At 58.5% G+C, this 23,713-nt stretch carries 23 protein-coding genes and 1 tRNA gene; 8 read left to right on the top strand and 16 right to left on the bottom strand.

What is annotated here, in order from left to right; translation table 11 throughout:
- Window positions 1–44: 44 nt before the first annotated feature.
- Window positions 45–1,853 carry an excinuclease ABC subunit UvrC gene (gene uvrC / locus Q5H89_RS04610; protein ID WP_305018128.1) on the top strand — a complete coding sequence of 603 codons (1,809 nt, stop codon included), beginning with the start codon at window positions 45–47 and terminating at the stop codon, window positions 1,851–1,853.
- A gap of 134 nt (window positions 1,854–1,987) precedes the next feature.
- On the opposite strand, the gene porN is transcribed toward uvrC, so the two are convergent.
- The 10 genes from porN to lipB form a co-directional block, all read right to left on the bottom strand.
- Complete coding sequence (gene porN, locus Q5H89_RS04615) at window positions 1,988–2,989, bottom strand: type IX secretion system ring subunit PorN/GldN (protein ID WP_305018129.1); 1,002 nt, start codon at window positions 2,987–2,989, stop codon at window positions 1,988–1,990.
- A gap of 37 nt (window positions 2,990–3,026) precedes the next feature.
- Complete coding sequence (gene porM / locus Q5H89_RS04620; RefSeq protein ID WP_305018130.1) at window positions 3,027–4,610, bottom strand: type IX secretion system motor protein PorM/GldM; 1,584 nt, start codon at window positions 4,608–4,610, stop codon at window positions 3,027–3,029.
- A gap of 54 nt (window positions 4,611–4,664) precedes the next feature.
- Window positions 4,665–5,477, bottom strand: a complete 813-nt coding sequence (gene porL / locus Q5H89_RS04625) for a type IX secretion system motor protein PorL/GldL (RefSeq protein ID WP_305018131.1) — start codon at window positions 5,475–5,477, stop codon at window positions 4,665–4,667.
- Window positions 5,478–5,541: 64 nt separating this feature from the next.
- Complete coding sequence (gene porK, locus Q5H89_RS04630; protein ID WP_305018132.1) at window positions 5,542–6,558, bottom strand: T9SS ring complex lipoprotein PorK/GldK; 1,017 nt, start codon at window positions 6,556–6,558, stop codon at window positions 5,542–5,544.
- Window positions 6,559–6,789: 231 nt separating this feature from the next.
- On the bottom strand, window positions 6,790–7,809 hold the full coding sequence (locus Q5H89_RS04635; protein ID WP_305018133.1) for a PorP/SprF family type IX secretion system membrane protein: 1,020 nt from the start codon (window positions 7,807–7,809) through the stop codon (window positions 6,790–6,792).
- A gap of 161 nt (window positions 7,810–7,970) precedes the next feature.
- Window positions 7,971–8,798: a uroporphyrinogen-III synthase gene (locus Q5H89_RS04640; RefSeq protein WP_305018134.1), complete on the bottom strand. Its 828-nt coding sequence runs from the start codon at window positions 8,796–8,798 to the stop codon at window positions 7,971–7,973.
- 69 nt (window positions 8,799–8,867) lie between these two features.
- Window positions 8,868–10,094: a DUF4271 domain-containing protein gene (locus Q5H89_RS04645; RefSeq protein ID WP_305018135.1), complete on the bottom strand. Its 1,227-nt coding sequence runs from the start codon at window positions 10,092–10,094 to the stop codon at window positions 8,868–8,870.
- Between the two features lie 5 nt (window positions 10,095–10,099).
- Window positions 10,100–11,206: an MraY family glycosyltransferase gene (locus Q5H89_RS04650; RefSeq protein WP_305018136.1), complete on the bottom strand. Its 1,107-nt coding sequence runs from the start codon at window positions 11,204–11,206 to the stop codon at window positions 10,100–10,102.
- Between the two features lie 60 nt (window positions 11,207–11,266).
- Window positions 11,267–11,689 carry a hypothetical protein gene (locus Q5H89_RS04655; protein ID WP_305018137.1) on the bottom strand — a complete coding sequence of 141 codons (423 nt, stop codon included), beginning with the start codon at window positions 11,687–11,689 and terminating at the stop codon, window positions 11,267–11,269.
- Entirely contained in the window at window positions 11,686–12,507 is an 822-nt protein-coding gene (gene lipB, locus Q5H89_RS04660) for a lipoyl(octanoyl) transferase LipB (RefSeq protein ID WP_369810637.1), read from the bottom strand. Before lipB ends, Q5H89_RS04655 begins: the two co-directional genes overlap by 4 nt.
- A 146-nt stretch (window positions 12,508–12,653) precedes the next feature.
- On the opposite strand from lipB, the gene Q5H89_RS04665 reads away from it, so the two are divergent.
- The gene (locus tag Q5H89_RS04665; RefSeq protein ID WP_305018138.1) at window positions 12,654–13,013 is read left to right on the top strand and encodes a YraN family protein; all 360 of its coding nucleotides are present in this window, start codon (window positions 12,654–12,656) and stop codon (window positions 13,011–13,013) included.
- Here Q5H89_RS04665 and Q5H89_RS04670 read toward each other — a convergent pair.
- On the bottom strand, window positions 13,010–14,143 hold the full coding sequence (locus Q5H89_RS04670) for a toxin-antitoxin system YwqK family antitoxin (RefSeq protein WP_305018139.1): 1,134 nt from the start codon (window positions 14,141–14,143) through the stop codon (window positions 13,010–13,012). The genes Q5H89_RS04665 and Q5H89_RS04670 overlap by 4 nt on opposite strands.
- Window positions 14,144–14,209: 66 nt before the next feature.
- Window positions 14,210–15,022 carry a cyanophycinase gene (locus tag Q5H89_RS04675; RefSeq protein WP_305018140.1) on the bottom strand — a complete coding sequence of 271 codons (813 nt, stop codon included), beginning with the start codon at window positions 15,020–15,022 and terminating at the stop codon, window positions 14,210–14,212.
- 162 nt (window positions 15,023–15,184) lie between these two features.
- On the opposite strand from Q5H89_RS04675, the gene mgtE reads away from it, so the two are divergent.
- From mgtE to Q5H89_RS04700, 5 genes are all read left to right on the top strand, one after another.
- On the top strand, window positions 15,185–16,567 hold the full coding sequence (mgtE, locus tag Q5H89_RS04680; protein WP_305018141.1) for a magnesium transporter: 1,383 nt from the start codon (window positions 15,185–15,187) through the stop codon (window positions 16,565–16,567).
- A 281-nt stretch (window positions 16,568–16,848) separates the two neighbouring features.
- Window positions 16,849–17,748: a hypothetical protein gene (locus Q5H89_RS04685; RefSeq protein ID WP_305018142.1), complete on the top strand. Its 900-nt coding sequence runs from the start codon at window positions 16,849–16,851 to the stop codon at window positions 17,746–17,748.
- 45 nt (window positions 17,749–17,793) lie between these two features.
- A complete protein-coding gene (locus tag Q5H89_RS04690; RefSeq protein WP_305018143.1) occupies window positions 17,794–18,474 on the top strand; it encodes a hypothetical protein in 681 nt (226 codons plus the stop codon).
- Complete coding sequence (locus Q5H89_RS04695; protein WP_305018144.1) at window positions 18,453–19,262, top strand: sensor histidine kinase; 810 nt, start codon at window positions 18,453–18,455, stop codon at window positions 19,260–19,262. The genes Q5H89_RS04690 and Q5H89_RS04695 overlap by 22 nt, the downstream gene beginning before the upstream one ends.
- 39 nt (window positions 19,263–19,301) lie before the next feature.
- A complete protein-coding gene (locus Q5H89_RS04700) occupies window positions 19,302–19,991 on the top strand; it encodes a response regulator transcription factor (protein ID WP_305018145.1) in 690 nt (229 codons plus the stop codon).
- Between the two features lie 311 nt (window positions 19,992–20,302).
- Here Q5H89_RS04700 and arfB read toward each other — a convergent pair whose 3' ends face one another.
- Window positions 20,303–20,707 (bottom strand): alternative ribosome rescue aminoacyl-tRNA hydrolase ArfB, encoded by a 405-nt coding sequence (arfB, locus tag Q5H89_RS04705; protein WP_305018146.1) that lies wholly within the window; start codon window positions 20,705–20,707, stop codon window positions 20,303–20,305.
- A gap of 83 nt (window positions 20,708–20,790) precedes the next feature.
- Window positions 20,791–21,744: a 3-oxoacyl-ACP synthase III family protein gene (locus Q5H89_RS04710; RefSeq protein WP_305018147.1), complete on the bottom strand. Its 954-nt coding sequence runs from the start codon at window positions 21,742–21,744 to the stop codon at window positions 20,791–20,793.
- 182 nt (window positions 21,745–21,926) lie between these two features.
- Here Q5H89_RS04710 and Q5H89_RS04715 point away from each other — a divergent pair, with 182 nt between their 5' ends.
- Window positions 21,927–22,418, top strand: a complete 492-nt coding sequence (locus Q5H89_RS04715; protein WP_305018148.1) for a hypothetical protein — start codon at window positions 21,927–21,929, stop codon at window positions 22,416–22,418.
- Between the two features lie 111 nt (window positions 22,419–22,529).
- Here Q5H89_RS04715 and Q5H89_RS04720 read toward each other — a convergent pair whose 3' ends face one another.
- Window positions 22,530–22,967, bottom strand: a complete 438-nt coding sequence (locus Q5H89_RS04720) for a hypothetical protein (protein WP_305018149.1) — start codon at window positions 22,965–22,967, stop codon at window positions 22,530–22,532.
- A gap of 533 nt (window positions 22,968–23,500) precedes the next feature.
- Window positions 23,501–23,573 (bottom strand) — tRNA-Phe (locus tag Q5H89_RS04725).
- Window positions 23,574–23,713 lie beyond the last annotated feature (140 nt).

A 23,713-nucleotide genomic window follows, 5' to 3' on the forward strand; every position in this document is an offset into this window, starting at 1 on the left:
CCTCAGCGGTAACTTCCCGAACAGCTCGACCAACCCGCCCAACCATGCCGGCCAAACCCGAACTACAAGAACAGATAAACCGCCTGCCCCACCAGCCCGGTGTGTACCGCTACTTCGACGACGAGGGCATCATCTACGTGGGCAAGGCCGTGGATTTGCGCAAGCGCGTGAGCAGCTACTTCACCAAGCAGGACTATAACAAGAAAACCCAGCAGCTGGTCAAGAATATCAAGCGCATCGAGTTCACCATCGTGAACTCGGAGTCGGATGCGTTTTTGCTCGAAAACAACCTCATCAAGCAGCACCAGCCCAAGTACAACATTCTGCTCAAGGATGGCAAAACGTACCCGTATCTGCTCCTGACCAAGGAGCGGTTTCCGCGCCTCATTCCCACGCGCAACAAGCAGCCCGGCGACGGCCAGTACTTCGGCCCCTACGCCAACCAGGGCGGCCTCAACGTGCTGCTGGAGCTTATTCGGGCCCTGTACCCGCTGCGCACCTGCACCTACAACCTGAGCCCCGAAAACGTGGCCGGCGGCAAGTTTAAGGTGTGCTTGGAGTACCATATCGGCAACTGCAAGGGCCCCTGCGAGGCGAAGGAAGACGAGGCGACTTACGGCCAGTACATTCAGCAAATCCGCCAGATACTGGGCGGCGACCTACGCCTGCCTAAGCAGTATTTCCGCGATAAGATGACTGCCGCCGCCCAGGAAATGCAGTACGAGCTAGCCCATCAGTTCAAGCAAAAGCTGGATAAGCTCGACGACTTCCAGACGAAGAGCACTATCGTGAACGCCTCGCTCACCAATATCGATGTGTTCAGCATCGCCTCCAACGAGAAATCGGCCTTCGTCAACTATTTCAAGGTGATGAATGGCAGCATCATCCTCACCCAAAACCTGGAGCTGACCAAGAAGCTCGATGAAACGGACGCCGAAATTCTGGCGCCGCTCATCATGCAGCTCCGCCAGGAGTTTGAGAGCGAGGCGAAGGAAATTCTCACCAATGTGCCTATCGAAAGCCTGCCGCTGCCCGGCGTCACCTTTACCGTGCCGCAAATCGGCGATAAGCGCAAGCTCTTAGAACTCAGCATCAAAAATGTGCTCTATGCCCGCAAGGAAAAGGAGAGCATGAACGAGAAGAGCAAGGATGTGAACGAGGTGCGCATTATGGAGCAGATTAAAAAAGACCTGCACCTCACGGAGCTACCTAAGCACATCGAGTGCTTCGACAACTCCAACTTCCAGGGCGACAACCCGGTGTCGGCGATGGTGTGCTTCCGCAACGCACGCCCTAGCAAGAAAGACTACCGCCACTACCACGTCAAAACGGTGGTGGGTCCCAACGACTTCGACACCATGTATGAAGTCGTGACGCGCCGCTACCGCCGCCTCGTGGATGAGGGCGCCAGCCTGCCGCAGCTCGTGATAGTCGATGGTGGCAAGGGCCAGCTCAGCATGGCGGTAAAAGCAATCAAGGACCTCAATTTATGGGGCCAGATGGCCATCATTGGCATCGCCAAGCGCCTGGAGGAAATCTACGTCCCTAACGACCCGTTGCCGCTTTACATCGACAAGAAAAGCGAGAGCCTGCGCCTTTTCCAGCGTATGCGCGACGAGGTGCACCGCTTTGGCATCACCTTCCACCGCAACACCCGCGACGCCGCCACGCTCAAAACCGAACTCACCGACGTGAAAGGGCTAGGCCCCATCACGGCCGATAAGCTCCTGAGCAAGTTCAAATCCGTTAAGAAAATCAAGGAGCTTACCCAAGCTGAGCTGGAAGCCGAAGTTGGCAAAGCCAAGGCTAAAGTACTGCTTACCTACTTCAATGAGCAGGAGACAGCTGGCTAGCTGGCAAAACTAGCCGCAGCCCGTACTGCGCAACGGCATACTTAATAACACAAAAGGCCCCCGCTAGCTAGCGGGGGCCTTTTTTTGCAACTACAAAATCTGTGAAATCCGTTCAAATCTGCGTAATCCGTGATTTAGAAGCTCCACAGGCTGTACTCATACTCTACGAGGTCAGCGGCAGTTTGCTGGGCAGCCAGCAAGCCCTCACGCTCGCTACCATACTGCGTAGCCAAGTCATCGCCCGAGGGGTTTGATACCTTCACGATGTACGAATTGAAGAGCCACAGCTCAAATGCATCGGCCAGGTTCTTGTGCTGCGCATCGTTTTGCGCATTGAACCAGATAGCCTGCTGCGGATTGTTGCGGAACACCTTCACCAAGTCCGAGTACTTAAACGTAGCGATGTTTTTCTCCAGGCCAGCCGCGTTGCCGGGCAGCGTAGAAGGCAGCTTCAGTGACACCGTCTTAATCTGGTGGTACATCCGCGAGCGCTTCTTGTCGAAAATCATCTCCTCGGTCAGCTCCATCTGATAGAGGTCCTTGTAGCGATAAGGCGCCGTGGTAGCGGGCGGGGGCGGCGGCGCAGCAGCCACCGTAGAGGTACGCACCGTTTTGTACACGTACTTACCATTTTTCTTCACCGGCTTGCCGTTCTTATCAAGCACCTTCACCCGGGTAGAGCCGCCAGAAGACGGCGCCGGAGTTACCGGAGCGCCCCAGCCATCGTTGGCCGGAGCTGCCTTCTTGCCTTTCGGCGCTGGCGTGCTGCCCCAGTCACCCCCATCAGCGTCGGGGCTGATAGGGGCTTCCAGTGCGTAAGACATGTTGCTCTTTACTTCAGCCGGCGAGAACGTCGAGGTTACCGAATCGTTCTTATAAGCCTGTAGCTCGCCGCGGTTCACGGCTTCCATAATGACCTTGCTGATTTCTTTGCCATCCGAAAACATCGGGCGGTTTTGCTTCTCACGCAGGTCAACGGCCCGCCAAATGGTTTTGCGGAACATCTGGTCGGAAACCGGAATCTGCCGAATGGCTCCCGTGGTGGCGGTAGAGGTAGCTTGCTCCTGCGCCCGGCCCACCAGCGCAACCATCAGGGCCGCCGCGGTGAAGGGCAATGCTTTGAAATAGCGGGTCATAATAGATTTTTTAGAGCTAACGAATTGCGTAATTACCTTATTGCAGCGGGATGTTGAACGTGCGGGTCATGTTCACATCTTCCGTTTGGTTCTGGAAGTTCATGCGCTGTACGCCCTGCACTTCGAGGAATAAACGGTCGCCTTCTTTGTAAGCGTTCACCATGTCGCTGAAATCACCCTGCGGGCCGTTGATGGTCTTCGGGCCGATTACCGGGCGCTTGCCACGGGCCAGCACCGCCGTGAAGCGCGACACGCGATAGCGGGCATCATCTGGCAGGAACGTAGCAAAGCCCGGGTCGGGAATGGCACGCAAGGTCACAGACCGAATTGCGGTGCCGGGAGTTCCCTGTTTTTCGTTGGCTTCGCTGCCGCCAGTGTAGCATTTGATGGTCGGGTTCGGAATCGGACGCACTTTGAACGTCTGCGAGCCGATGGCGTTGCCACCGCTGCTCACGTTCAGCGTCACTTCGCGGGCGTTGGGCACCAAGGTTACATCACCTTTCTGGCCCGTGATAACCGAAGCGCCCGAAGCCGAGAAGCTAGGCTGGTATTGCGCCCCGAGAGCCGGCACCTGCACGCTCAGCTTGTTGCCGCACTTGTAGTACAGCGCCTGCACCGAAGCCGACTGAATCTGCATTACCGGCTTGGTAATGGTGTAGGGCACCGTCACTTTGAAGGTCGTGTCACGGCCGTTCTGGTTGATGCGAATGCTACCCGTCCAGCTAGCCTTGGCATTGCCGGCAGCGTCAAAGTTGCCGGGGCGAGCCGTAAACTCAATCTTACCGTGGTTGGTCTTGGGGTCAACAGCCAAAGCGCTGCCGTTATACGTCATGTTCTGCTTCAGACCGCTGGCGGCAGCCGTCAGAAACAGCTCAGCCTTATACTTGGTGCCAGCCGCTACCGTGTTCGACTCGGCCGAAGCAAAAGCCCCTAGCTTGTCGAATACGATGGTCTTGGCACCAACTTTCTCAGCCTGCTTTTGCAGCGCATCAGCTTCGTACTTCAGCACTTCGGTTTCCTTCTGGCTCAGTACGGCCAAAGCAGCTACCAGCGGCGTGTTCTCGAAGTTCAGCTCGGCGAAGTTCTTGTTCTTCTGCTCAGGGTCCGTTACGCGCGGGTCAACCTTTGCATCGAGGGCTAGCGGGGTAGCACCGGGCACGAACTGGCCGATGTAAGACGAGTAGTCGTTGAGTGTTTTCTGCATCGGATAGGCTAGGCCGTTCCGGGTGCCGCCGAGCATGGTGATGGCCACCTTGTCCTCCGCGCTCATGTTCTTGTACTCGTTTTTGCCCTTGTCATTTTCGGTGGCTGCTACAAGCTTCTCGCGCACGCCAGCCAGGTAGGCAACAACCTCTTTGGTTTTGCTGCGAATTTCTTCGCTTTGCTTGAGCACCGCTTGGTCAGCGGCTTGATTACGGTTTTTAGCTACCGCTTCCTGAATGCCTTTGATGGTGCCTTCAGCAGCTTTATCTGTTTTACCGTTAACGTCGACCAGACTGTCGTCAATAAACTTAAATTTCAGCAGAATTGCTGAGTTAACTTGGAGCGCCAGCAGAGCGGTCAGCACGAGATACATCATGCCAATCATCTTCTGCCGCGGTGTTTCTTTTCCGCCTGCCATCTGCTAGAGATATTGCTAAATTGTGATAGAATAAGCGATTAATAAGTAGCTCGCTTAGCTAACGGCCCCAGCGCGCATGGCGTTCAGCATGTTGCCATACACCCGGTTGAGCGAAGTGAGGTTGCCGGTGAGGGCAGCCACCTGGCCCTGCATGTTCTCGGTGTCTTTGCCAGCCTGTACCATGTTCTCCATGGCTTTGCCCAGCGTACCGTAGAACTGGTTCATCGACTTAAGGTGCGTGTTGGCATCCTGCAATTCCATCTCGTACACTGCGTTCAGCGCACCCAGGTTTTTGGTTACGTTCTGGACCTGCAGGTGGTATTCTTTGGCATCGCCCGTAGCGTTGGAGAGCGACGTGATGGCATCTACCGTATTAGAGTAAGCCTTGTTGATACCGTCGAGCGACTGGGCAGCGGTGCGCACTTTAGCGGTGTATTCATCGGTAGCATTGGTAGCATCGCCCAGTTGGCCCAGTTGCGCCGTAGTAGCGCTGAGACGGTTCAGGCCCTGGCCCAGATTAGTGAGGGCTTCGGGCGTAACGTTGGCGTTTTTCAACATGTCGTCCAGCTTGCCAGTCAGGCCGTTGGGAGCCGGAGCTTTGTCACGGAAACGGTTGTCGTTGGTCGAAGGGTCATAGCCCTCGCTCAGCTCGGGGTATACCAGCGACCAATCGGTTTCGGCCTGGTGAGGCTGGAAAGCGCTTAGGAAGAAGATAACAGCCTCTGTGCCAAGGCCCACCATCAGCATAATATCAGCACCTTTCCAGTGCAGAATTTTGAATAGCGCACCGATAATAACTACAGCAGCACCGATGCCATATACTTTGGGCATCACCTGGTCGTACAGAAAATTTCCTTTAGCAGCCATGTTGAGTTGAAGCTGTATCAGCTCCGTTTAGAGAAAGAGAAAAAGAATGAATTGGACAGAGCGATTAGTTCAGGCGACGGTTGGTGCCCATGCCGATTTGAATCATGGAGCAGCGGAAGCCAATATAAGAGCGGGCCGAATCCTGGTATTCGAAGTTGCGGGTACCAGTTTCGAGGAAATACTGAATGTCTTTCCACGAGCCGCCACGCACTACTTTGCGGGGCTCGTTGTCGTCGGGGTTGGTGGGGTTCAAGTCCCACACTACCGGCACTGAGGCTTCCATGTAAGCATCATCACACCACTCGCTCACATTGCCGGCCATGTCGTACAGGCCGAAATCGTTGGGGAAGTAAGAGCCTACTTCCGACGTGTAGGCGTAACCGTCCGAAGCATAATCGCCACGGCCGGGCTTAAAGTTGGCTAGCATGCAGCCTTTCGTGTTGCGAACGTAAGGACCACCCCAGGGAAAGGTAGCACCTTCGCGGCCACCACGGGCCGCGTATTCCCACTCAGCCTCGGAGGGCAGGCGGAAGTTTGGGTACGGAGCATCGCCGGTTTCCTCGGCGGTGGTGTTCTTGTATTTGGTACGCCAGCTGCAGAAATAGCGCGCCGCAAACCAGTCGACCCCTACTACGGGATAGTCGTCGAAAGCCGGGTGCGAATAGTAATATTCCAGGAGCGGGTCGCCCATGTGATACGTAAAGTCGCGCACCCAAACAGTAGTATCCGGATAAAGCTCAGTTTTGATATAGTCCTCGCCCAGCGCCTCTACCGAGTCCGTCATAATGGCATTCACGAACTGCCGGTATTCGTTGTTCGTGATTTCGGTTTCGTCCATGTAAAAGCCGGCAATAGTCACCTGCTTGTTCATGTTTACCATAGAAGCCGAAATATCCTGGTCGGTTTGGCCCATATGGAAGGTTCCGCCGGGGCAGGGCACCATTCCGAAGGGCACTTCCTGCGGGTTAAAAATAGGCCGGTCGTCGGTACCTACTAGGTCGCCCTGGAAGTTTTTAGTAAAACAGCCACCTAGAAATACCCCCGATAAGGCGAGTAGGGGTAATGCCAGAAATTTTTTCATAATAGGAAGAAAGAACTAATTTATAATCAGGCTGCGATTGGGGCAAATTGTGTAATTACTGGCAAATCTACGTTACTCGTGGGAGCCGCACAATACGGTTTGGACACGCAAAGCATCTAATTCGTTCGAGGGGCCAAAAAACTCGTTTAATGACCCTATAATCCTAAGTTAGATACAATAAGGGCCCATAAATTCTTCGTTAAACCTTTGACAATTGTCGGTTTAAATGAGTTAGAAGCTGTAGCGCGGCGTGCGAATGGCTGGGCGAATGAGCGGTACTGCTTTGGGAAGACGCAGCGAAAGCATTATTTCGTGAGAACTGAAAGCGCGGGCGGCCTGGTTGAAGGCGATGAAATCGAAGGCGTAGCCAATGCGGTAACGGTTGTCGGGCCCGAAGCCGTAGCCTAGCAGGCCGGATATGGACTCTTCATGCCGGTAGTTGAGGCCGGCCCAAAACTGGTCGTTGAGCGTAGCGCGTACTCCGCCCTCAAAAGAGTAGTTGTGTTGGTTGTCGTACTTGTTTGCGGCATCGTAGCTGCCTGGCAATACGGATTTTACCAGTATCATCGGCGTGACCGTAACGCTGGTCGAAGCTTCGATATTGTAGCCGGCCGTGAAATACGCGTGGTTCTCTCCCAGAAACTGCGAGGTGTTCTGGTAACCGATAATTTTGCCGTTTGCATCGCGGATTGCGCTCTGCAACGTGTAGGTAGCCCGGAACAAGTTATTCAGACTCAGGCCCGCGTAAAATTTCGGGGACTCGTACCACAAGCCGGCCCCAGCGTCGAACTTACGGTCGGAGCCGCTTTCGGGTACGAAGGGGTCGTTCTGGTCGATGGCGCGGTAAGACCCCTTGCTCAGGTACGTGAAGGTGCCCTGGATGCCGATGCCCAGCTGGCCACTGCCCAGCTTTATGTGCTGCGAATACGAAAGAGCCGTATTGGTGACTTTTGAAACCCCTGCCTGGTCGTAATACACGGCTAGGCCCACGCCACCGTGCAGGGGCAAAATCGGCACCGAAGCCGATAGCATACCCGTGCGGGGCGACCCGTTTTCGTCGCCTAAGGTATTGCTCAGGTTCAGGTACTGGTAGCGCCCGATAAGATTGATTTCCGTCTGGCCCTTGATACCGGCGTAGGCCGGGTTCAGGTACATGCCATTTAGGCCATAGTGCGTGAACTGCGGCTGCTGCTGCGCCAGGGCCGGCACGGCCGCTACCGCTAGCAGCGTAGCGAGTACAATACCTTTCATGGGAGCAACGAAGAAAGGGGACAGGATAAGAAATAAAAAGTAGCAGGCCGGCCAGCAGCCCTTTGTTCAAATGTAGCTAAGAATTGCCCCTGTACGCTACCCACTAAGCAAAGAAACGACCGGCCCAAACAGCAAATCGGCCGGTCTGGCAGCCGGCTCTATTAATGGCTGGCCGACTTGTCTTTCCCGACGGCCATGCCCGATTGGGCGGCGTGCTGCCGGATGTAGGCTTCGATGGCGCCCGTCATGGACGGGGCGTTGGGCATAGGCGCCTCAATATCAAGAATTAAATTAGCGTCGCGTACAGCTTTGGCGGTGGTGGGGCCAAAGGCCGCGATGCGGGTGCCATCCTGCGTAAAATCGGGGAAGTTGACAAACAGCGAGCTGATGCCGGAAGGGCTGAAAAAGGCCAGACAATCGTATTTTACTTCGGCCAGGTCCGACAAATCGCTGGCTACGGTGCGGTAAATGACAGCCTCGGTAAACTTGAGGTTGTTGGCGCGCATGAATTCCGGCAGGTCATCTTTGCGGATATCTGAGCAGGGGTATAGAAATTTCTCGCCTTTATGCTTCTTGATGACCTCAAAAAGGTCGGCGGCCGTGCGCAGGCCCACGAAGAGCTTGCGCTTGCGGAGCACGATGTATTTCTGGAGGTAGTTAGCCGTTTGCTCCGAAATACAGAAGTATTTCATCTCTGCCGGCATCTCCAGCTTGGCTTCCTGGCAAATGCGGAAGAAATGGTCGACGGCATTGCGGCTGGTGAAGATGACGGCCGTATGCTCCAGGATATTGACTTTGTCCTTGCGGAATTCCTTGTAAGGAACGCCCTGCACATCGATAAACTCCCGAAAATCCACGCGAATACCGTATTTCTCGGCTAATACGGAGTAAGGCGAAACGTCGTTGGCAGGTTTGGGCTGGGTAACCAGAATGCTGCGAATGGGCTGGGCGTGCCGGTCCATACTCGGCTGTGCTGCGCTCTCGGCCATAGAAGAAGAAAGGGTAACGCTAGAACTATAGAAGAAAAGTAAGCCTTGCCCAGAGAGGCGCGGCGCTGCCTAAGCAGGATACGTAAACACGATGAGTTTCAATAATACGGCCAGGGGCAGTACTTCGGTAGCACAAAGGTACGCGAACAAATGAAGATTAAGCAGGGAGGCTCGCTGGTGCAGCGTGCGCGCCACGCGCAGCACGGTAGCCGTGAGCAGCAGGAGCACGCACCCATTGGCTAGGCCAACAACGCCCGGCCAGCGAGCGTTCAGTCCGAGGTATAGCAACAGCACGATGGGCAGCAGTAAGCCCAACAGTAAGGTGGTGCGCAAAAACTCGCGGTAGTGCAGGTTGACGAGCAGCCGCAGGTCGAAGATGTAGCTGAGCAGCTCGACCAGAATATATTTGCCAATAACAAACGTGATAATCAGGCCGGTATAGACCAGCACCCGCGCTACGATGGCTGATTCCGGCACGTCGAACACCCGCTGAAACAGGGGCAGACTGCTAAAATCGGTATGCAGCGCCGTGAGCAGCAAGGCCAGGGACAGCGAAAAAAGCCCCACTAGCCCCAGGTTAAGCCACGTAAAGGCGGGGCGCGTCAGGAAGCTTTGGGGGTCGGCCGAACTGCCAAACAACTCATTTACTTGCAGAATGCGGGCCAGACCTGCCGGGTAAGTGCTGCGCACCACCCCGTAGAGCAGGCCCAGCAGCAGTAAAAAAAGAAGCAGTACGTTGGTGCCTTGCCCCGGGGGCAGGCGCAGCTGCGCCCGAAAAGCTGCCGCGGCCGGGCCAGCTGGCGTGGCCACGGGCGCCGCGGGGGTATTGGCTTCGGTGCCGAAGGAGCTGAGGGCAGGGTAGCCATCGGCTTGCCACACAGCCAGCAGGTGGGGATGCCCTAGCCGCGCGGCCGGCACCGCCGCAGCCAGGTCGAGGCTGAAGCGCCCGGCGCGGGTGGCAGTGTACTGCAGCTGGTTATCGAGGAAGATACTTAAGCCCGGCGCGGCCAGAAACGACAACACGAAGGGCTGGCGGGGCTGAAACCGCACCCATTGGTAATAGGCGTGCGCCGGGGCATGGTAGCCAGGCAGGTAGAGGATGAGACGATTGCCAATTGCATCGTGCAGCAGCCAGCCGTCGGCAGCCAGGCCGGTGGCGGCGGCGGGCGGCAGCGGGTGGTACTCGGCGGCTTTGGCAGGCAGCTGCCCCAACCCGGCCAGCAGCAGCCAGGCCAGCAGGCCTAGCAGGCAGCGGCTAGGGTGGCGGCCGCCCACAAACACGGCAGAGGCAGACAAGACGCTTAGGATGAGGCTACTTGCCGGCGCGCGGCGCGGTTATGATACACTCCCAGAAACACGCTGAGCAACACCGAAAACGCCACCAGGATGCCGATGAGCGGCAGATTGCCAAGGAAGTAGAAGTTGATAACAAAAAGCACCACTACGATATTGAGCAGGCCTAGCAGCAAAACCGTGCTGATTTGCGGGAAGCCCATGGCCATAATGCGGTGATGCACGTGGTTCTTATCGGGCGTGAAGGGTGACTGCCCGGCCGCCATGCGCAGGATGAACACGCGCAGCGTATCGAACAGCGGCACAAACAGCACGCCGAGCGTAACGGCCGGCGCCGCATTGCCGAAAGGCTGCCCCGTGTGGCTACCCAACTCAATAAACTGAATGGCTAGTATCGACACAATAAAGCCGCATACAAGCGAGCCAGTATCACCCATAAATACGCTGGCTTTGTGAAAGTTATAGCGCAAAAAACCTAACATTCCGCCAATCAGGCACACCGCCACAAATGCGTAGTTGCTGAAGGTGGCGCCGCCGTAGCGGTAGAAATAGTACCCAAAGGTGCCCGTGAGAATGAGCACGATGGTACCCGCCAGCCCATCGAGCCCGTCGATGAGGTTAATGGCGTTGGTAATGCCCACAATCATGACGAAGGTGAACGCGTAGCTCACGCCCATGGGTAGGGTGTAAATGCCTAAAATTCCCTGGAAGCTGGTGACGCGCACATCGGCCATTATCATCACGACGCCGGTGGCCAGCAGCTGGCCCACAAACTTTTTGGCCACCGAAATTGACACGAGGTCGTCTTTCAGGCCCACAAAAAAGAGGATAATGCAGCCCGCCAGCAGCTCCTTCACACCGTTGTTGAGCGGCGCGAAAATGGTGAGCGCCGACATAAAGCCCGCAAATACCGCCACTCCCCCTAGCCGCGGTGTAAGCGACTGGTGCACCGTGCGGCCATTGGGCGTATCGAGCAGGTTTTTGAGGTGGGCGATATGCACAATGGAGGGCACAGCAAACATGGCTACCAGCAGCGCCCACAAGCCCGCCAGGCCCAGGTACACGCTAAAATGGTCGCCGATAACAGGGGTTGTAAGCTGTAATAAAGTATTCATTATCATATTTATACTGAAATAAAGCACAATGGCTACTCGCGCGCTGAGTGCCAGCCGACGCTAGCTGTGCAGCACGCCGGGGCGGCCGTCGAGCAGGGCAAGCGGGCTAAGGTTGGCGGGTACCAGAGAGTCGGGCACGAAGATGAATTTCTTATCAAAAATCCGGCCTTCCTGGTAATAGCTCACCCAGTATTGATTGGTGAGGTGAAAAACGGCGGGGTTAATCAACTCGACTGGCGTGGCCGAATGGGGCCCCACCTGCGCGAAATGGTAGCGCAGCGTGGAGGTGCGCACGGCTTCGCCGGTAGGCTGGGTGCCGTAGCCTTCGGCCGCAATAAGAACGGTATCGAGAGGCGTGTCGTTGGAGTTGAGCAGGTACACCGTCCAGGCGGCAATGCCGTCGGCGCCGGGTTCGGGGGCTGCGTCGGGCACTATGGCAATCGAAACGCCCGCTACCGGGTCAAAATCAATGTCTTGTTTCATAGAGTAGGTAGGGTACTGGGGGCAGGCAGCGGGGCCACCGTTGCATCGAATTGCCCTAGCAAGGCGGCCAGCAGGCGCTCCTGCACTTCCTCGACGGGCACGGCGTGGCCCAGCTCGGCTTGCAGCGAGGTCACGGCCTTGTCGGTGATGCCGCAGGGCACGATGTAGCCGAAATAGGTGAGGTCGGTGTTGACGTTGAGGGCCAGGCCATGAAGCGTGACCCAGCGGCTGCACCGCACCCCCATAGCGCAGATTTTGCGCGGGTTAGCAGCGCCTTCCTCCCAGCCCAGCCACACGCCGGTGAGGCCCGCAATGCGCCCGGCGTGCAGCCCGTAGCTAGCCAGGGTTTGAATAACGGCCTCCTCCAGCGCCCGCAGGTACCAGTGGATGTCGGGCCGGAAGTTTTCGAGGTCGAGCAGCGGGTACGCCACCAGCTGGCCGGGGCCGTGAAATGTAATGTCGCCCCCGCGGTTGATGCGGTGAAAGGTGGCGCCGTGGGCCGCCAGGGCCTCCTCATCGAGCAGCAGGTGCTCGGGCTTGCCGCTTTTGCCTAGCGTATAGGTGGGCGGATGCTGGCAAAAGAGCAGGTGGTTGGGCGTGGGCTGGAGCGGCTGGCCGGCCGCCCCGGCCTGGCGGTTGTGCGCTTTACTGGCGAGGGTATCGGCCAGCAGCGCTTCCTGCAAATCCCAGGTGGGCACGTAGGGCACCAGCCCCAGCCGCTGCACCTGAATGCTGCGCTGAGCTGCCCCCAGCGGCTCCACGGGCGGCGCTTCGGCAACCGAAACAACGGGGGCCATGCAGGCCGAATACATATCCATCGGAAGAAGCAGAAATAGAACAGGCTAGTGACGCAAAGTTACTTCGCGCCCGATGGTTTAGCTTGCGGCTTAGCTGGGCTAGCCACCCGCCGCCCGCTTACCCAGGCGTTTTTTCTTATTCTACTAGCCCCTAAACTCCTTTACCTATGGCCACCGCTGCGCATGCGCTAGGACAAGCGGGCGAAGCTGCCGCTGCCGACTTTTACCGGCAGGCGGGCTACGAGGTGCTGGCCCAGGGCTACCGCCACAAGCGGGCCGAGGTAGACCTAGTGGCGCGCCAGGGCACAGCGCTGCTGGTATTTGTGGAAGTAAAAACGCGCTCGGGCAGCCAGTATGGCCCGCCCGAAACCTTCGTTTCGGCGCGTAAAAAGGAGCTTTTTCGCTTGGCGGCTACGCACTTGCAGGAAGAGCTGGACTGGCGCGGCGATATTCGCTTCGACATCCTGGCCGTGACGCAGCTGCACGGCGGCCTGCGGCTGGAGGTATTCGAAGACGCCTTTTACTAGGGCTGCGGAGTGGCGCCCGGGCTAGCCGCCGGGGCAGCGCCGGCGGGCGTGGGCGACACGGCCGGCGGCACAGCGGCGGGCGGGTGGTAGCCGGGGCGGCGGTCCTGGGCCTTGCGCACGGGCGGGCGGGGCGTGGGCACGCCGTGGCTGCCGGGGCGGCGGGCATCCTTCACAGGGGCCGCATCGGGGTCGGCGTCGCCGCGCTTGTCCACATTTTTCTCCTTATCGAAGATGACGGAGCCGCCACGGCTGTACTCGCGCACTAGCTCGGGCTCCTCCACCTCGGGCTCGTAGCCGCTTTCGCCGTACTGAAACACGTAGTGCGGGTACTTTTTGTAGTCGCCGAAGTTGGTCCACTCCCCTACCCGACGGCCGTTTTCGAAATGGCCGGTCCACTCGCGGCGGCCATCGTTGCGAAACTTCACGTAATCGCCTTCCAGCTTGCCGTTTACGTAGGGCACTACTTCGCGCAGCATAGTGCGGCCCGCGTCGTAGTAGCTGATGTTGGCATCGCGCGGGAAACCCATTTCGTAGTGCGTTTTCGTCAGCAGGTTGCCCTTCACGTCGAATTTTTCCCAGCGCAGATGGCGGGTGCCGTTGGCGAAGTAGCCGGTTTCGAGCACCTGGTTGTTTTGCATCTTTTTATAGATGCCGTGCAGCACCTTGTCCGTACTGGCATCAAGCTCGCCGGTGGCCTTATATATCTTGTGCTTGCGCGGGCTGTAGTAGTACACAGCCGGCGCCATGGGGTCGGGCTGCTTGAAGGTTTTGAGGTAGTAAAACACCTCAATTATCTGGTTGCGGCCCTTGGGGCCCGACTTCACGTAGGCCTTCTTAATGCGCTCACCCAGAAATATTTTTTTCTTAATGGGCTTTTTGCGCTGGGCGGCTTTCTCTTCGTCCTTGGCCGCTTTTTCCTCGGCCTTGGTAAGCACCGCTTTTTTGCCGGCGATGCTGAGCTTGGGCGCGCCCTTGCGGGCGGTGGTAGTCAGGGTGTCGCCGGGGGCAGCCAAAGCCGTTACGCCCTCGGCGCCGGGCCGCGAGTTGAACGAAACCGTTTTGCGGGTGCAGGCTACGGCTAGCAGGGCCAGCAGCCCCAGCACGGGCGTGCGAGAACGAAACAACGACATGGCAGAAAAAAGAGTACTGAAATTGTCCGGCAACCCAACGCAAAAGTATCGGGTTTTGGTGCCCGGCTAGGCGGGCAGCGCAAAGGTGTCGCCCTTCACCAGCAAACTCACCGCGAAGCCCTGGCCACTGACGGGCTGGCCGGCCACCTGGCGAGTATAGTTGCTGGCCGTGAGCTGGCGGCCATCTACCAGCACTACTACTTCATCACCAAATACTTCGGGCGGCTGGCCAGGCCGGAAGATGATGCCCGTTTCCTCGCTCAGGCCGAGGCCTAGCAGGGCGGGGTAGGCCAGCACGGCGTGCAGCAGGCGCGGGTAGCGCGCCCGCTCGGCAAAGTGCTGGTCTATCAGCAGGTTGGGCAAAATGGCCAGGCCCGGTATCACCTCAATGCCGCCGGCCAGCAGGCTGCGCCAGCCCCGGCCGGCCACCAGCATCTGGCCGCCCAGCGCCGAGGCGCCGGCGCTAGTGCCAGCCAGGATAAACCCCGCTTCGTGCTGGCAGCGCCGACGCAGCACGGCCAGAAACTCGGTACCCAGCAGCTGCTCGGTGAGGCGCTCCTGGTCGCCCCCGCTCAGAAAGACGAGGCTGGCCGCGCGCAGGCGGGCCAGCGTGGCGGGCGCATCGGCGGGCTGGGCTTCATCTACTTGCAGGTGGCCCACGTGGGGGCAGCCCAGCTTGTGCAGCACGCGGGCGTAGGCGGCGTGGGTGCGGGCCGGGTCGTGGGCCGTGGCGGCGGTCAGAATTTCGATGCTGGCCGTGCGGCGGGGCAGCAGCCCGGCCAGCAGCGCCAGCGTGGGGTCGTCGTAGCCACCGCCGAGCACCACAATGGTGCCCTGGGGCGCAGCGGTGTCGGCGGGTGAAGGAGCAGAGGTAGGCAAAACGACAATCAAAAGCAGGTACAGGAGCGAAGTACGCCAAAAATGCCGGCTAGGCTGCCAACCTAGCGCCAACGCAAGCGTAATTTTGCCCCGTCACCCCTTGTTGCCTAGCGAAACAACTCGTCTGTTTTAAAAATCTTCACCTGATTTTTTGCCCTGCCTATGACTGCGCCCGAAACCGTGGACCACATCACGACATTGATTCAGGAGGGCGAGTTTTTCAAGCTGAAGAAACTGTTGCGCGGCTTCCAGGCCAGCGAGCTGGTAGAGCTGATTGAGAACGAAGACGAGCGCGAGCAGCTCATCATTTTCCGGCTGCTGCCGCTGGAGCTGGCCACCGCCGTGTTCGAGTACCTCGACCTAGAGGTGCAGCGCCACTTTCTCGAAAACCTGGCTCAGGACAAGGTAACCGACATTCTCAACGAGATGTCGCCGGATGACCGCACGGCCTTGCTCGAATTTTTGCCGGCCAATTTCGTGGCCGAGCTGGTGCAAAACCTCTCAGAGCCCGAGCGCCGCGTAACCTTGCAGCTGCTAGGCTACCCCGAGTATTCGGTGGGCCGCCTGATGACGCCCGACTACATCGCCATTCGCGAGAACTGGACGGTGCAGCAGGTGCTCGACTTCGTGCGCCAGCACGGCGGGCAGTCCGAAACGCTGAACATGCTCTACGTAACCGATGCGCGGGGCAAGCTCATCGACGACATCCGCATTCGCGAATTTTTGCTGGCCGCGCCCACCACCAGGGTGCGCGATATTATGGACCACCGCTTTGTGCAGCTCACGGCGGGCCAGGACCAGGAGGAGGCCATCGACATTTTTCGGCGCAACGACCGCGTGGCCCTGCCCGTGGTGAGCCCCGACCAGGGCATCCTGCTCGGCATCGTGACCTTGGACGACATTCTGAGTATTCGCGAAGAAGAGGACACCGAGGATATCCAGAAATTTGGCGGCTCCGAGGCCCTTGACGAGCCGTACCTCACCATTCCGCTGCTGCAGCTGGTGCAAAAGCGCGCCGGCTGGCTGGTCGTCCTGTTTTTGGGCGAGCTACTCACGGCCTCGGCCATGCAGTTTTTTGAGGGCGAGCTGCAGAAAGCCATTGTGCTGGTGCAGTTTATCCCGCTCATTATCAGCTCGGGCGGCAATTCGGGCTCGCAGGCTACCTCGCTCATTATCCGGGCTATGGCGCTGGGCGAGTTTACGCTGGGCGAGTGGTGGCGGGTGCTGCGGCGCGAGCTGGCGGGCGGCCTCATGCTAGGGGTTATTCTGGGCATTGTGGGCTTTAGTCGCATCGCCATCTGGCAGAGCATCACGCCTATTTATGGCCCGCACTGGCTGCTGGTGGCGCTTACCGTGGGCGTGGCCCTGGTGGGCATTGTGCTATGGGGCAGCATTGCGGGCTCGATGCTGCCGCTCATTTTGCGCCGGCTGGGCCTTGACCCGGCTACTTCGTCGGCACCCTTCGTGGCTACGCTCGTGGATGTAACGGGGCTTATCATCTACTTTACCGTGGCCCTGATAATGCTGCGCGGCACGCTGCTGTAGAGCTAAAGCAGGTAGAAATACCTGTTTTAAAAACCGCGTATAAATACGCTTAAGCTCGCCTGATTCCGACCGTCTCTTTGCAAGTATAAAAAGCAGCTTCTGATTGGTAGAAAGCTACTCCATGAAAGCTCCTACGCAACTGCGTGGGAGCTTTTTGGGGGCGGCCACTGCTTTCTTCCGTCGGCTGCCCTGTGTTGGGCACTGGTGTTGCGGCCTGCCAGGCCAGCCACGCACAGGGGCATCCCAACCGCTTATCCTGCTCACTCCTTTCCTCACCCTTCATGAACATCTCAAGCTTCACTCCCAGCATTCTCAATCAGAATGACTACAGCACCTACGCAGCCGCCTGGGTAAACACGGCGAGCGACCCCGACACCAGCGACCTGAGCAACTATTTTTGTTCCTTTATCCTGAAGGAGGGCAGCAAAGAATTTAAGATACTGATTGACAGGGTTAACTTTAAGGCAGGCAGCATCGCGCAGCTTCTTTCGACGGTGGGAGCCAGCAACATTAAGGCCCGCTTTATTTTGCAGCCGGCGGCGGCTGGCTCGACAGAGCAGTACTTCTCCCTGGTGCTGTTTGCCACGGATGCATTTAATACCCGGCTTTCTTCGTACTACGTATCCGAGCCCTACTGGCAAGATACTGCTGCGGCCGAAGCACTTGCCAGGAACGTAAAAACCTACATCGAGTCGGGGGCCAGCTACAACGCCAACGGCGTTATCGACGACGCAGTGCCTGTTCCCTTTATGGGGGCGATACCCGATGCCCTGGCCATGACCTGGGTGGCCCACTGGTACCTGGCGAGCCTGGATGTCACGTTTAACGGGGCCAAGCTGGTGCCCGCCATTGTCAATGGCTCTTACGGCTTTTTGCGCGGCTATACGTTTGATTTAGAAGATTTTCTGGCACCGTTGCGGCAGGTACCCAGCTCCCTGGTGCTGAACGAGCCAGACACGCTGATTGCCATTAAGCTTGGCCTGCACGCCTACTCCTACGCCAACCCCAACGGCGACAACGTGCCTACCCAGACGCTGGGCCTGATTGTGCAGTACCCCACGAGTACGCTAGGAAGCGCCAAGATGGCAGCCAGCGCAACCGCGAACGACCAACTCACTGTTGGTGACGACGGCGGCTCCGTATTTTACGATATGTCTTCTCCCTGCCCACCCTCTTGCTAACTTAATCGCTCCTGGCGCTGCGGCCTTGCAGCGGCCCCATCCCTTTTGGCTACTCCCCTAGTGGCAATGAGCTGGCAAGCGCTTTTTACGCTCGATAACATCAACCGCTTTGGTTTTACGATACTCGCAATTGCGGCTATCAGCTGTGCCGTGCGGTACAAGCGCTTGCCGGCCAACCTGCGCTACCTGGGGTGGGTGCTAGGCCTGGAGATTGTTACCGAAATCCTTTCCCTTTACCTGCGCTACTACCATCGGCCCAATCTGTTTGTAGGTCCACTCTTTGCGGCGGGCGAGCTGTGGCTGCTGGCGCTGGTGTACGATAAAACCCTGCACAGCCCCCGGTTTTCGCGCGTGCGGCCGTGGCTGGCGGGGGCTTTTGCAGGGTACTGCGCCCTCGACAGCCTTATCACTCCCGAGGTTGCCCGGTTTAAGCCGGCGCTGCAACTGGTCGAGAGTGCGCTGCTGCTAGGCCTGGTGGCGCTCTATTTCCGCAAGCTGCTGCAAGAGCTGCGCGTAACCCGGCTCGATTTGGAGCCCATGTTCTGGGTGTCCATCGGCCTGGTTATCAACAACCTGGGCAAGTCGCAAATTTATCTTTTCAGCAATTTTCTCCTCACTCACTACTCCACCCAGCTCAACCTGCACATCTGGGCCATTCACTCGCTGCTTTTAGCCGTGTTGTATAGTTGCTACCTTGTGGCTCTATGGATTCGCCCCCAGAATTAGCCTTTGGCCCGTTGCTACTCGGTGGCATCAGCTTCATGTTTTTGTCAGCCGTTACCCTAGTCCTGTTTGTGGTGGTATACCAGAAGCGGCTGCTCCAGCAGCAGCTGCTGCTGCGCGCCACCGAGGCCGAGTATCAGCGGCAGCTGCTGGCCGCCGTTATCGAGGCCCAGGAGCACGAGCGCGAGCGCATTGGGCGCGACCTGCACGATGGCATTGGCTCGACCCTGGCCACGGCCAAGCTGCTGGTGGGCCGCCTCGAAAGTCTAGCCTCCGACGAGGCTTCCAACCTGACTCTCACCGTAAAGGAAATTCTGGGCAATGCCGTGCACGATGTGCGGGGCCTCTCGCACAGCCTTTACCCCGCCGTGCTCGACCGCTTTGGCCTGGCCGAGGCCCTGCAGCACCTGGCCGATGTGTGCAGCGAAACCAACACCCTGGATGTGGAGCTTACCATCGACTACCAGCAGCCCGTAGCCTTGCAGCAGGAGCTAGCCCTCTACCGCATCTGCCAGGAGCTGATTCATAATGCGCAGAAGCACGCGCAGGGGGCCACGCTGCTGCAGGTGCGCCTGCAGCAGCACAGCAAAGGGCTCCGGCTTATAGTCGAAGACAACGGCTGCGGGTTCGACGTGACCGCGCTCGAAACTACCCGGGCGGCCTCGGGCGGCGCGGGGCTGCGCAGCATTGAGGTGCGGGTGCAAATGCTGCGCGCCCGCCTGAGCCAGCAGTCGGCCCCGGGCCAGGGCACCTGCACGCTCATCGAAATGGAAACCCCGGTTTTCGCCTAAGCCTGTTCTCTATTCTTTTCCCGCTCTACCCACCTAGCTATGCCAACTCCTGCTGCCCCCGTATACATTGCCCTGCTCGATGACCATCAACTCTTCAGGCAGGGTATGCGCTATATTTTGCAGGCGCTGCCCTATGTCGAATCGGTAGAGGAAGCGGCCGAGCTGCCCGAGCTGCTCGCCATTTGCCGCCGGCGCGTGCCCGATGTGCTGCTGCTCGACCTGCAAATGCCTAATGTAGACGGCCCCGAGGCCGCCCGCCGGCTCTTGCTGGAGTTTCCGGACCTGAAAATCATCGTGCTCTCGATGTTTTCGGCCGATAAGTACATCACGCAGATGATGAAAGCGGGCGCCCGCAGCTACCTGCCCAAAGACGTAGACCAGGAGCAGCTGCGCCTTACCATTGAGGAAGTATTGACGACGGGGTTTCACTTCACGCCCCGCATTTCGCGGGCCCTCATCCGGGGCGTGCAGCACCCCGAGCGCACGCCCACGCCCAAGCAGCCCGATTTGGTGCAGCTCACCACCCGCGAGCACGAAGTACTGCGCCTTATCTGCCAGGGCTGCACGGCCGCCGACATTGCCGAGCAGCTCTTCATCAGCCGCCGCACGGTGGAGGGCCACCGCCAGAAGCTGCTCGAAAAAACCAGCGCGCCCAATTCGGCCGGCCTGGTGGTATATGCCGCCCGCCACGGGCTGCTCGATTCGCCGCTGCCCAGCACTACCACGTAGAAATACGTGGTTTCAAAAGCAGGTGTTTTTACGCTACTATTCTTCCCATCCAGGCAGGTCCTTTGTGGTGGCCTAGGGCGTACCTCGCCCCAGGCTGCCAGCTGCTTTTTCTGACCTATGAAGACCTTTGGCCTGTTTCTCGGCGCACTGCCCGCTAGGGTCGTCGTTGGGCAGCAGGCGCCGCGCTACCGCTCTCCGCTCTGATTACGCTTTATTATCACTCTCCTGCACTTTTCCAGGGCCCGGCCCAACCACTAGTCATTGGTTGGGCCGGGCCTTTCAGTTTATAACCCGTGGCCGAAGCGCTACTGCTAGTTTAAGCGCCGGCGATTTGCTTTCTTGTCGCTCTGTATCTTCTTACCTTCCAGTCGCTTGCGCACGGCCCCGGCGCTAGGGCGGGTGGGGCGGCGCGGCTTGGGGCGGCGCACGCTCTTTTGCAGCAGCTCGTGAAAGCGGGCCAGGGCTATTTCTTTGTTGCGCAGCTGGCTGCGGTCGTCCTGGGCTACTACCAACAGGTAGCCTTCCTGGGTAAGCTGCCCGGCCAGCTTTTCCAGAATGAGCTGTTTTTGCTCCGGCGTCAGCACCTGCGACGCTTGCAGCGACCACCGGAGCTCCACACGGCTTTCTACCTTGTTTACATTCTGCCCACCCGGCCCACTGGCCCGGCTGGTCTGAAACACGATTTCGGGCAGAAAGGCAGCAGGTGGCGGGAGCATAGCGGAGAGCTGTAAGTTAGGAAGTATGCCGGATGAGTGGCAGAGCACAAGTAAAGGCCTGGCTCTCAACTCAAGCTCTCAACTCATAACTCCCTGGCGAGCAGCATGGCTCCGTAGGAGTAGCCGCCACCGAATACCGTTACAATCAGGTTGTCGCCGCTCGCAATGCGCGGCCATATTTCGGCCAGGCCAATAGCGGCCCCGGCGCAGCCCGTGTTGCCCAGGCGCTCGATATTATTGACGGCGCGGGCGGGGTCGAGGCCTAGCTGCTTCACCACGTTGGCCGAGATGCGCAAATTGGCCTGGTGCGGAATCAGGTAGTGCAACTCGTTCACCGTTAGGCCATGAGCATCGAGAAGCTGCTGCGTAATACGCGCCATATAGGTGCAGGCCTGCTGAAACACATCGCGGCCGAAAGGCATCACAATGCCTTTGTCTACCGGCTTCAGGGTCACGGCTTCGTCGGCCTTGCCCATCGGGGCCGCGCCGCCGGTCAGTACCTGCACCACGCGCAGGTCGGTGGGCGCCAGGGCATCTTTGGTCAGGAGCAGCGCCGCCGCGCCATCGCCCCAAAGGTGGCCCGCCATGGTGTCTTCCTCGTTGTTGTAGGCCGTGTTGTGCTCGCTCACTACCACCAGCGCCCGGCTAGCCTTGCCCAAGGCAAAATACCCTTCCACTATCTCCACGGCATTGAGCAGCGAGGAGCACGCCGAAGAAATACTTACTACTGGTATCTCATTGATTCCCAAGGCGCGCTGCACGGCGTGCGCGGCGGTATAAATGGTATCGTGCGGGGTGTAGGTGCCCGCTACAATAAGGTCGATGCTGGCCGGCGCTACTTCCGGCATCTCCGCCAGCAGGGCCTGCGTGGCCGCAATGGCCATTGTGTTGGCATTTTCACCGGGGCCCGCCTTGCGCCGCTCCCGAATGCCGGTGCGCTCAATTATCCAGTCGGAAGCCAGCCCATTGAGGCGGGTAAAATGTTCGTTGGTAACAACGGCTGCCGGCAGGTAGGCAGCCACGTGATGCAGGTACACGCAGTGGGTAGTGGGTAAGAGAATATCCGTACAAAGGTCCGGCTAACAAACGTTAGGCCCCGAATAAAAGCCGGAAAAGCCGGAATCTTACACGTGGGGCGGCTGCTCCGGTACTAGCCCGGCCTTGGCGGCGTTGGCACCGTAGTTGTGTACCTGCCGTCAATCCTGGCTTTTATTTTCCTATGCACCTACGTTTTTTTCAGCTCAGCGGGTTGCTGCTCTTGCTGCTAACGCTAAGCGAGCGCGCCTTCGCGCAGAAGTACGATACGGCCCTGGGCGCCCGGCTGGGCGGCGGCAACTACGGCCTCACGCTACAGCAGCGGGTGGCTTCGCGCGTCACTATCGAGGGCATTGCCGGGCTGGGCCAGCGCGAGTACAGCGGCACGGTGCTGGGCGAGTATCACTTTGGTATTCTGGGGCCTAGTCTCAACTACTACTTTGGGGCGGGCGGGCACCTGGGCCACAACAAAGACACGGGCGGCTTCAGCGGCCTCGATGCGCTGGTGGGCGTCGAGTATAAGGTAGCCTTTCTGCCGGTGGTGCTCAGCTTCGATTTCAAGCCTACCCTGGAGTTTGCCGGCGACGACTACGCCCGCTTTCCCACGGCGTTTTCCATTCGCTACGTGTTCTTCAGGCGCAAAACCAACCTTTTCGATACCATTCGGGGCCGCTAGGCCTGGGGGCCGGGCCTCAGGCGCTCTAGCCGCTTTAGCAGCGCGCCCAACGGCCCCGCCGGTACGCTGAGTGTTCCGGCGGGGCCGTTGGGCGCGCTGCTGGCTCGCTGCTCACTTGCCCTTCATGCTCATATAATCGAGGCCGGCTATGGGAATGGTCGTATACTTGCCGGTAAGCGTCAGGCTGGCGCAGCGGCCGCTTGCCGCGCCGCTTAAAGTCTGGGCAATGCTCTCGCTGCTAAACTTGAGCGTCAGGTCCGGAATACCGTCGGGCCCGGCCGCGGTGCAGGCAGTGCAGCCGGTTACGTCGCCAGCGTAGGGAGTAGCCACGTCCTCAATGGCCCAGCGCAGGGGAGCCATTTCGTTGACCTTCAGCGTAGAAACGTCAATTTTGGTGATGTCAAACCCGGTGGTGCCCAGGATGGCCGGTGGCAATACGCCTTTTTCCGTCAGGTTGAACGGATTGGGGCAGTCTCTTGGCTTGACGTCAAAAACTACCGTAATAAAGCTGCCCGGGGCAGCCCCACCGGGCAAATCTACCAGGGTCACAATCAGCCCAATGCAGTCGGCGCCAGTTGGCTCAGGGTCGTCACGTCGGCCCGGTACGCCTGGCTATTGGTATAACCCCAGCAGTTGTCACTCGACGTACCAGTGGCGGCGGGCTAGTGGCGTAGTGTTTCAGGCATAAATGAACGCCACGTAATATTGAATAAAACAAGGTAATATCTAGAGCAACAAGCACTTACTGCACAATGCAAAGCAACCATTTTGCTGCCGCCGAGCGCATCAGTGCTGGCACTGATTTATTAAGAGGCCGCCTAGGCTGCTCTTTTCCTCAATACCCCCAAGCTGCTTGTAAGGCCCGCTAGCCCAGGCTGCTTTCGGCAATGGACTGGCAAACGCATACGCCTTTTGCTGCTAGCCCGCCTCCTGGCTTTCGCCAGCGTGAAGCAGCAATTAATTAATTATCTGGTGCAGCTGGCTGAGTTTTTGCTTTCCCTCAAACCATTCCCAGACAGCGTAGGGGCATTGGCCATACCCGAAACAAAAAAGGCCCTAGCGCAATGCTAGGGCTTTTTTTGTGGCAACAGTTGGAATCGAACCAACGACACCAGCATTTTCAGTGCTGTGCTCTACCAACTGAGCTATGTTGCCGTTTCCCGCCTCGCTTTGGCGGCTTGGGAGTGCAAAGGTACTAAAAATGCGTTACGACGCAAGGCCAGGGCCGAAAAAATTTCCATTAGGCCCCGGCCGAGGGGTGAATTGTGAAAAGTAGTCGTCATGCCTACTAAATT

The sequence above is a fragment of the Hymenobacter cheonanensis genome (genome assembly GCF_030581075.1).
Taxonomy (GTDB): domain Bacteria; phylum Bacteroidota; class Bacteroidia; order Cytophagales; family Hymenobacteraceae; genus Hymenobacter.

Excerpts from the sequence above, each read along its gene's own strand:
- porK (WP_305018132.1), bottom strand. The coding sequence starts at position 6,558 with ATGAAAAAATTTCTGGCATTACCCCTACTCGCCTTATCGGGGGTATTT.
- Q5H89_RS04700 (WP_305018145.1), top strand. The coding sequence starts at position 19,302 with ATGCCAACTCCTGCTGCCCCCGTATACATTGCCCTGCTCGATGACCAT.
- Q5H89_RS04655 (WP_305018137.1), bottom strand. The coding sequence starts at position 11,689 with ATGAAACAAGACATTGATTTTGACCCGGTAGCGGGCGTTTCGATTGCC.
- uvrC (WP_305018128.1), top strand. The coding sequence starts at position 45 with ATGCCGGCCAAACCCGAACTACAAGAACAGATAAACCGCCTGCCCCAC.
- Q5H89_RS04640 (WP_305018134.1), bottom strand. The coding sequence starts at position 8,798 with ATGGCCGAGAGCGCAGCACAGCCGAGTATGGACCGGCACGCCCAGCCC.
- Q5H89_RS04670 (WP_305018139.1), bottom strand. The coding sequence starts at position 14,143 with ATGTCGTTGTTTCGTTCTCGCACGCCCGTGCTGGGGCTGCTGGCCCTG.
- Q5H89_RS04650 (WP_305018136.1), bottom strand. The coding sequence starts at position 11,206 with ATGAATACTTTATTACAGCTTACAACCCCTGTTATCGGCGACCATTTT.
- porN (WP_305018129.1), bottom strand. The coding sequence starts at position 2,989 with ATGACCCGCTATTTCAAAGCATTGCCCTTCACCGCGGCGGCCCTGATG.
- Q5H89_RS04715 (WP_305018148.1), top strand. The coding sequence starts at position 21,927 with ATGCACCTACGTTTTTTTCAGCTCAGCGGGTTGCTGCTCTTGCTGCTA.
- Q5H89_RS04695 (WP_305018144.1), top strand. The coding sequence starts at position 18,453 with ATGGATTCGCCCCCAGAATTAGCCTTTGGCCCGTTGCTACTCGGTGGC.
- Q5H89_RS04635 (WP_305018133.1), bottom strand. The coding sequence starts at position 7,809 with ATGAAAGGTATTGTACTCGCTACGCTGCTAGCGGTAGCGGCCGTGCCG.
- Q5H89_RS04665 (WP_305018138.1), top strand. The coding sequence starts at position 12,654 with ATGGCCACCGCTGCGCATGCGCTAGGACAAGCGGGCGAAGCTGCCGCT.
- Q5H89_RS04685 (WP_305018142.1), top strand. The coding sequence starts at position 16,849 with ATGAACATCTCAAGCTTCACTCCCAGCATTCTCAATCAGAATGACTAC.
- arfB (WP_305018146.1), bottom strand. The coding sequence starts at position 20,707 with ATGCTCCCGCCACCTGCTGCCTTTCTGCCCGAAATCGTGTTTCAGACC.
- porM (WP_305018130.1), bottom strand. The coding sequence starts at position 4,610 with ATGGCAGGCGGAAAAGAAACACCGCGGCAGAAGATGATTGGCATGATG.
- mgtE (WP_305018141.1), top strand. The coding sequence starts at position 15,185 with ATGACTGCGCCCGAAACCGTGGACCACATCACGACATTGATTCAGGAG.
- lipB (WP_369810637.1), bottom strand. The coding sequence starts at position 12,507 with ATGGATATGTATTCGGCCTGCATGGCCCCCGTTGTTTCGGTTGCCGAA.
- porL (WP_305018131.1), bottom strand. The coding sequence starts at position 5,477 with ATGGCTGCTAAAGGAAATTTTCTGTACGACCAGGTGATGCCCAAAGTA.